The 8,202-nt window shown below is 46.5% G+C and carries 7 protein-coding genes; 6 read left to right on the top strand and 1 reads right to left on the bottom strand.

What is annotated here, in order from left to right; all coding sequences use genetic code 11:
- Nucleotides 1-142: 142 nt before the first annotated feature.
- On the bottom strand, nucleotides 143-580 hold the full coding sequence (locus APA10_RS08830) for a hypothetical protein (protein ID WP_373862311.1): 438 nt from the start codon (nucleotides 578-580) through the stop codon (nucleotides 143-145).
- A 605-nt stretch (nucleotides 581-1,185) separates the two neighbouring features.
- Between APA10_RS08830 and frc the strand changes: the two genes are divergently transcribed.
- The 6 genes from frc (at nucleotide 1,186) to APA10_RS08800 (ending at nucleotide 8,169) form a co-directional block, all read left to right on the top strand.
- Nucleotides 1,186-2,496, top strand: a complete 1,311-nt coding sequence (gene frc / locus APA10_RS08825; RefSeq protein ID WP_035367525.1) for a formyl-CoA transferase — start codon at nucleotides 1,186-1,188, stop codon at nucleotides 2,494-2,496.
- A 109-nt stretch (nucleotides 2,497-2,605) separates the two neighbouring features.
- Complete coding sequence (gene oxc / locus APA10_RS08820) at nucleotides 2,606-4,342, top strand: oxalyl-CoA decarboxylase (RefSeq protein ID WP_080587133.1); 1,737 nt, start codon at nucleotides 2,606-2,608, stop codon at nucleotides 4,340-4,342.
- A gap of 6 nt (nucleotides 4,343-4,348) precedes the next feature.
- On the top strand, nucleotides 4,349-5,521 hold the full coding sequence (gene yfdE / locus APA10_RS08815) for a CoA:oxalate CoA-transferase (RefSeq protein WP_035367523.1): 1,173 nt from the start codon (nucleotides 4,349-4,351) through the stop codon (nucleotides 5,519-5,521).
- Complete coding sequence (locus tag APA10_RS08810) at nucleotides 5,518-6,234, top strand: YoaK family protein (protein ID WP_003631175.1); 717 nt, start codon at nucleotides 5,518-5,520, stop codon at nucleotides 6,232-6,234. The genes yfdE and APA10_RS08810 overlap by 4 nt, the downstream gene beginning before the upstream one ends.
- A 6-nt stretch (nucleotides 6,235-6,240) precedes the next feature.
- Entirely contained in the window at nucleotides 6,241-6,522 is a 282-nt protein-coding gene (locus tag APA10_RS08805) for a GNAT family N-acetyltransferase (RefSeq protein ID WP_003631176.1), read from the top strand.
- A 60-nt stretch (nucleotides 6,523-6,582) separates the two neighbouring features.
- Nucleotides 6,583-8,169, top strand: a complete 1,587-nt coding sequence (locus APA10_RS08800) for an OprO/OprP family phosphate-selective porin (RefSeq protein ID WP_003631177.1) — start codon at nucleotides 6,583-6,585, stop codon at nucleotides 8,167-8,169.
- Nucleotides 8,170-8,202: the final 33 nt, after the last annotated feature.

Raw genomic sequence — 8,202 nt, 5'->3', positions numbered from 1 at the left:
TCCTTCCACTCTCGTGAAAATATCACACCATCAAACCCCGGGACTAAACACCTACAGAGCAGGAAGGTACCAGAGTGCAAGTTAATTCTGTATCGATTGGTATAGAAATTTTCTGATTTTATTGTTAAAGATTTTATAAAAATCATTCAGCTATGTTTTTTTCTTTTTTTTCGCCTTCAGCGCTCACACTGAATTTTTGGTAAACGCCTAACGCAACGACCATAAATGTTGCGACAATTAATAATGCAGCAGGAAAAAGAATATCCTCTGGAGCTTTACCGCTCCTTTCAAAAACGCCAACCAATCCTTCAATAAAGACAGCAATAATGATTGTCGTCATGAATTTGGTAAGACTGACTCGGGCTTCACTTAATGATTGCTTTTCCTTGGGGCGTAAGACTTCTTCTTCAATAAAATATTTTGCAACATCAAAAACAGCAATGGCAATGACAACGTAGCTAATGGCCTGAACTATTTCTTCTCGTCCATCGTCAAGAGAGACTATGAAAGCTGAAACAAGACCAATTGTTCCAGATATAATAAGTAAAGTGGCCAATATTATCAAAAATATACTCGCCACACAGAATGCTAATCTGGAAATGGTTGTTATGGTATTGATTGCAAATTATCCTTACATGAGAAAACTAGCCTCCAAGATAACATTTATTTTGGTAAAAAGTTCCTTACAATTCTGCTTTATCATTTTCTGTATATTGCAACCCAAGAAAGGGCTGTTACGCGGCGCAGTAATAATGACTTTGATATCATTTAATATGGTATGAAGAATACCTATACGAGTTATATACTGAATCTATAAGATTTTATTTTATATTTTGTAGATGAGTATCTTTTTGCATCTGAAAAGAGAATATGAATACATAGCCAAAAACAAATGATAAAATTAAAATTATATATAAAACCATAGAATAATTTTTTGATAGTGCATAAATATCAAAGTAATTTCTACAAATAAATTTTTTCTTAACATTTTGTGGAATGAATTCTACAAGGCGTGACAGGACGTTTGGATGATATAATAAATAATTTATCAAATTTTTGACATGTATCAAAAGAGTACCATGCTTTTTATGGTATTTGTTATAATATGTTAACGAAGGGCATGCGTCCGGTAATTATTGAAATTACTAGCCATTGCTTAATGTATGGCTGAGGGAAGGTAAAATTATGAGCACGACATCAGAAAATCCCAAACCTCTCGATGGCATTAAGGTTATTGATTTTGGGGGAGTGCAGTCGGTTCCATCTGCGGCTCAGTTACTGGCATGGTATGGTGCTGATGTCATTAAAATTGAACGTGTAGGTGTGGGCGATATTACCCGCAACCAGCTTCGGGATATTCCGGATGCAGATGCTCTGTATTTTACAATGCTGAACTGCAATAAGCGTTCTGTTGAGTTGAATACAAAAACACCAGAAGGCAAGGCTGTATTTGAAAAATGTCTCAAATGGGCTGATATTCTTCTTGAAAATTTTCGCCCTGGAGCCATGGAGCGTATGGGGTTTACGTGGGAATACCTGCAGCAGCTCAACCCACGTCTGATTTACGGCACAGTTAAAGGATTTGGTGATAACTCCCCGTGGGCCGGGGTAAGTGCATATGAAAATGTCGCACAATGTGCAGGTGGAGCAACATCTACAACCGGTTATTGGAATGGCGCGCCACTGGTAGATGGTCAGGCTCCGGGCAACAATAACGGCCCCTTGGTAAGCGCTGCGGCCCTTGGTGACAGTAATACTGGCAACCATTTGTTGATTGGTGTGTTGGCAGCTCTGTTTGGACGTGAGCGGACGGGGAAGGGGCAGAAGATCAGCGTTTCCATGCAGGATGCTGTGCTGAACCTATGCCGTGTTAAACTGCGTGATCAACAGAGGTTGGAACGCGTTGGATATCTGGAAGAGTACCCGCAATATCCAAATGGTAAATTTGGAGACACAGTGCCTCGTGGCGGTAATGCTGGTGGCGGTGGTCAGCCTGGCTGGATCCTGAAGTGTAAGGGCTGGGAAACGGACGATAACGCTTATATTTATTGCACTGTGCAAGAACAGGACTGGGGCCCAACTTGCGAAGCCATCGGTAAGCCGGAATGGGCAACAGATCCCAAATACAATACGGCTAAAGCGCGTGAAACGCACATGTTCGAAATTTTTGCCGCTATTGAAAAAGCTATTGCGGATAAAACAAAATATGAAGCAGTGGCACATTTAGCTAAATATCGGGTGCCATGCTCTCCTGTGTTGTCCATGAAGGAAATTGCTGAAGCTCCGGATCTGCGTGAATCTGGAACAATTGTTGAAGTGCAGCAGCCCAAGCGTGGCTCTTTCCTGACGATTAACCCAATTAAATTCAGCGGTTTCACGCCCGAAATTAAAGCAGCTCCCTTGCTAGGGCAGCATACGGATGAGGTGCTGGCTGAACTTGGTTACACAGCTGAAGAAATCAAAAGCCTGCGTGATAAGAAAATTACCTGCGCATAATCCGGATATTGTGAAAAATGACAGCACCTTAAGGTGTTAAATATACCAGATATAAGTTCCTGCATGGCATTGTTTTAAGCATTTCCTATGCAGGAATAAGGAAAGAATTATGACAGACCAGACAGCACCAAGCACTCTGACAGATGGTTTCCATCTTGTTATTGAAGCCCTCAAGCTCAACAATATTTCCACAATGTTTGGTGTTGTTGGTATTCCGATTACCGATCTGGCTCGGCTTAGCCAAGCGGAAGGCATGCGGTTTATTAGTTTTCGGCACGAACAGCCTGCTGGCTATGCGGCAGCCATTACCGGGTATCTTACAAAAACGCCGGGTGTGTGCTTAACAACATCCGCTCCAGGTTTTCTAAATGGCCTTGTGGCAGCAGCAAATGCCAACACAAACGGCTTTCCAATGATTCTGATTAGCGGGTCAAGCAATCGTGCCATTGTTGATCTTCAACAGGGGGATTACGAAGAACTTGATCAGATGAATGCGGCCAAGCCTTTTGTAAAAGCGGCTTACCGTATTGATCGGCCAGAAGATATAGGTACCGGGGTGGCACGTGCCATCCGCACAGCCGTATCTGGTCGTCCCGGCGTTGTTTATCTTGATCTGACCGCTGCCGTGTTGAGTGCAACAGTGGATGCGCAGGTCGGGCAGGCATCCTTGGTTAAGGTTGTTGATGCAGCAGCTCCGCAGCGCCCAACGGATGAAGCTATTGAACGTGCGGCCAGTCTGTTAGCTGCCGCAAAACGTCCGTTGATTCTTTTGGGGAAAGGCGCTGCGTATGCGCAGGCAGACACGGCTATTCGTGATCTGATTGAAAAGACCGGTATTCCGTTCCTGCCTATGTCTATGGCAAAAGGTTTGCTGCCTGATGGACATCCGTTATCTGCGGCTTCTGCACGATCTTTAGCTCTTGCACAGGCTGATGTGGTTCTGCTCGTAGGAGCGCGCCTGAATTGGATGCTGGCGCACGGTAAAGCTCCGCAGTGGTCTCCAACTGTCAAATTCATTCAGATTGAAGCTAATCCAAGTGAATTTGATAGTAACAGACCCATTGCCGCACCTGTTCCTGGCGATATTGCAGAAGCTGTAAAAGCCTTGAATATCGCTGTGGCAAGTAAAGGCGTGAAAGCAGATCCGGCATGGCTTGCGGAGCTAAATGCCAAGCGTGAGCAGAACGTTGCCAAGATGACTGCACGCTTGGAAAAAGTGACAGACCCAATGAACTTTTTCACAGCACTCAATGTCATCAAAGGGGTTCTGGAAGGGCGCGATTATTATCTGGTCAATGAAGGTGCGAACACACTGGATGTGACGCGTAATGTTATTGACATGAAGCTGCCACGCCGCCGTCTGGACCCTGGCAGTTGGGGTACAATGGGCGTTGGGCTTGGATATGCTATTGGCGCGGCTGTTACCACAGGTAAGCCCATTGTAGCTATTGAAGGTGATAGTGCTTTTGGGTTTAGCGGCATGGAAATGGAAACAATCTGCCGTTACAAACTACCTGTTGTTGTTATTGTCTTCAATAATGGCGGGATTTACCGGGGGGATGATGTGAACCGCGGGAATGGAACAGACCCAGGTGTGACCCGGCTGGATGCTTCCGCGCATTATGAAAAGATTATCGAAGCCTTTGGTGGCGCAGGGTACGATGCACAAAAACCAGCGGATCTGAAACAGGCTCTGGAAACCGCTCTGGCATCTGGTAAGCCGGCCATGATCAACTGTGCTATTGATCCGCATGTCGGCATGGAAAGTGGACATCTTAGCAAGCTGAATCCGCAAAGTGCTGTTAAGGCTGGCGCTGCTGCTCCCACCACACAAGCTGCAAAATAAGGTGGCATGATGACTGAAACCACCGCAGCAAAAGCGAAGGGGCCCTTTGATGGGCTCCTCGTCATTGACCTTACGCATGTACTGAATGGCCCATTTGGCACAACAATTCTTACAGATCTTGGTGCACGCACAATCAAGGTTGAGCCGCCCGGTCATGGTGATGATACACGCACCTATGGTCCGTATGTTGGCGATCAGTCACTTTACTTTTCTTTTGTAAACCGGGGAAAGGAAAGTATTGTCCTCAATCTTAAAGATGAGGGTGATCGGGCTATTTTTCTGGAAATGGTTCGTAAAGCAGATGTGCTGGCAGAAAACTTCCGCCCCGGCGTGATGGATCGCCTTGGTTTTAATTACGAAGAACTGGCAAAGATCAATCCACGATTGATTTATGCGTCCTCATCAGGATTTGGACAGACAGGCCCGCTTGCGCACTATCCTGCCTACGATACCATTGTACAGGCCATGAGTGGTGTCATGATGGCTACTGGTTTTCCTGATGGGCCGCCAACACGGGTAGGGGGTACATCACTTTCTGATCTGTGTGGCGGCGTTTTTATGTTCTGCGGCATAGCGAGCGCGCTTTATGCACGTGAGCGCACAGGGAAAGGGGCGCACATTGATGTTTCAATGTTTGATGGTACCCTCGCATTTTTGCAGCATGCGCTGATGTGTTGGTCTGCCACGGGTAAGGCTCCAGAACGTATTGGCAATCGACATCCTTACATGGCGCCTTTTGATGTATTTCAGGCTCAGGACAAGCCTTTCGTGATCTGTTGCGGGAACGATCATCTCTTTAAGGCCTTATGTGACGTCATTGGCGCGCCAGAACTGGCGACAGACCCGCGTTTTGTCGAAAATCATGACAGAATGGCTAATAATGATGCGCTAAAGGCAGCATTGGAAAAAGCGCTTTCCAAACAGCCTGCCGCACATTGGCTGGATGTTATCCATAAAGCAGGTGTGCCAGTGGGCCCATTATTAGACATAGCGGAAGCCGCGGCCCTTCCGCAGACAACGGCGCGCAATATGCTGATTAAATCTGGTGGCGTTATGATGCCAGGTAATCCGGTAAAGATCAGCGGGTATGATGACCCGCATGAACGGCCCAGCGCACCCAAGTTGGATGAGCAAGGGGCCGCATTGCGTAAGGAATTTGCTGCACCAGAGGCAAAATGACGCCTGATTTAACACAGTCCCCAACATTGCCAGCGCGCCCCGCAGCACCATTGTCGGTTCTTCTTCGGCGTGTAGTGGCGTTAACCTTCGTTGTCGCCTTTGTGGAGGTCACGGTTTATATGGATGTCGGGAGAATATATCCCGGCATCATGACCGGAAATACCGTACAATTCGGGAGATCTGTTGCGTTGCATCAGTGGCAAAATGCAGCCCTTACCGGAACTGCAATCGGCTTGTTCTTCTGTGGGTGTATGTGTGCCAGCCTGATCCGGCGTTACATGAAATGGCCGTACTGGGAACTGTTGCTGATGGCAGCAGTTCTTGTTGTGGTCACCTTTGCGCGCCTTTCGCCTTCGCTGCATCATGTTGTTGAGCTTCCATTGGTTGCACTGGCCTTGGGAATGCAGGGAGAAACACTTGCACGTTTTGGTGGTGTTTCTCTGCAAACACTTGTCGTGACCAATAATATGGTCAAGTTTTCAGATGCATTCATCGGGCGCTATGTGGCCGTTTGGCTTGATTGCTCCCGTTTTGAGGCCAAGAAGCCAACCCTTAAGGAAGTTGTTCTTCCCGGGGCTGCATGGCTTTGCTATTTTGTTTCTGCAATGCTTGGAGCCATTATTGAGCATATCTCACGTTTTGGGCTTCTTCTGCCCGTCGTTGTGCTGCTTCTGACGGTCTATGATCTTCGCCATTCACGATACGCCAATTAAAGGAAAATGCAGATGTGCAACCTTGTTGATAATACGGCTGAGCATCGGTTTGAACTGATGCAGAATGGTCAGAAAACTTTTGTGGATTATGCCAATAGGGATGGCGTTCTGGTTCTGTTGCATACAGAAGTTCCTGCCTCTCTGAAAGGGCAGGGTGCGGGCAGCCGATTGGCTCGTGCGGTGTTGGATGCAGCGCGAAGCAGAAAAGTAAAAATCAGTATCAAGTGTGATTTTCTTCTGCATTTCATCAGCAATCACCCTGAATACAGGGATATTATATCTCTATAAGTAAAATAATATGTCTTCATTTTAAAAGAAAATTATCTTTAAAAACGGGAATATTGAATCATGATGGTGGAATATTTTCGTATATATTTTTTGTATTTTAGTTATTTTTATCAAGTTATTCTTTCTGTTTTAGTCTTGTGTTTTGTTTTTCCTCAGCCGCTTTTGGCACGCACAGTTGACCCAGAAGTTCTGGAACTTCGTCGGGAAATGGCAGCGATGCGCCAAGAAATGCAGGCGATGAGACGGGAAATCCGAGCTCAGCATGCCACATCTTCTCACCAGACTATTTCTCATGCTGTTCATGTACCTCGTACTGTACATCTTACGACGGCTGGTCATGAAGAACCCGTTCCGGTTTTTTCTGAAGAACCATCTCGCCCAACTGGACCACGTGCGCCTGTTGATAGTCGCCTAATAACATCAGATGGGCCAGTGCAATCCTGGGCGGATTTCAAGGTAGCCACCACCAAGAATGAGACAATGCAAATTGGGGGTATTCAGGTTGGTTTCCCTAAGGGACGTCCGACCATAGCGTCTGAGGACAAAGCGTATGCATTTTCAATAGGGCTGCTTGCCCAAGGAGATTTTGGCGGATTTCTGGGGGCTGGGCCAAAACGGGGAGAGGGTGCCGGGAACTTTAATAAGTTCACTGAAAATGCACGACGTCTGCGGCTTTACATGTCGTGGCGTTATAAGGATTGGGTTGTAAATGTAACACCGGATTTTGGATCAAGTTCAGTTGACGGAACCGTCGGGTTGTTTGAGGCCAATCTGAACTACACTGGTTTGCGGAACACCACACTTACGGTGGGATATTTTATGCCGCGTATGGAAGAAGAAAGTGCTGAACGTTCCAGTGGCTTTGAATTTCTTGAGCGGCCTACAATTGTTGATTTGGTGCGCAATATTGCAGGTGGCGTAGGACGCTTTAGTGTTGGTGGTGAACATTGGGAAAACCGATGGTTGGCAGCTGCTTATTTCACTGGGCAGAAATTCGGTGATCGTAGCAAGGATACTACAATCACCGATAGCCAGACTGGTGGCGTTGTGCGTGTTGCTGGCCGCCCATATGTAAGCAAGGATATAGATGTTCATGTGGGTGCCGGAGCAACAGCCGCTTTCAAGGTGAACGAAAATAAAAACGGACGACAATATACCTTTAGCGACAATATGGAAGTACCGCTGGGTGAAACATCTTTGCTAACATCTGGTGCACTTACCAATGTTTCTCAAATCTGGGCTGCGGGGCCTCAACTGGCAGTAAGGTGGAAAAACCTTCTGGTTAAGGGGGAATATTATCACATCGGCGTCTCACGTGGACATCAGAACATGGGCCCTGAACTGCCTTCCCTAGGTTTTGATGGTTGGTATGTTTCGGCCAACTATACGCTTTTGGGTCATGGGCGCGCATACAATCCCAAAATTGGAGCTTTTACAACGCCGGGCGTGGATTATGATTTTGATCCATTACATGGTCATTGGGGTGCATTAGAAGTGAGTGGGCGTTACAGCGTAACAGATCTATATGGTGTTGCAGATCAAGGAGGGGAAGGTATTAACGGTAATCAGCAGACTGTATGGCAGGGTGGCTTTAACTGGTATCCAAATCAGCACATTAAATTTATGCTACAGCGTGTCGTCAGTTAAGCAGGATGATGATTGAGGCGAACTGCACGGCTG

This window comes from Acetobacter pasteurianus subsp. pasteurianus LMG 1262 = NBRC 106471 (assembly GCF_000285275.1).
Lineage (GTDB): Bacteria > Pseudomonadota > Alphaproteobacteria > Acetobacterales > Acetobacteraceae > Acetobacter > Acetobacter pasteurianus.
Note: the sequence above shows the minus strand (reverse complement) of the source record. Positions and strands in the feature narration are given on the sequence as shown.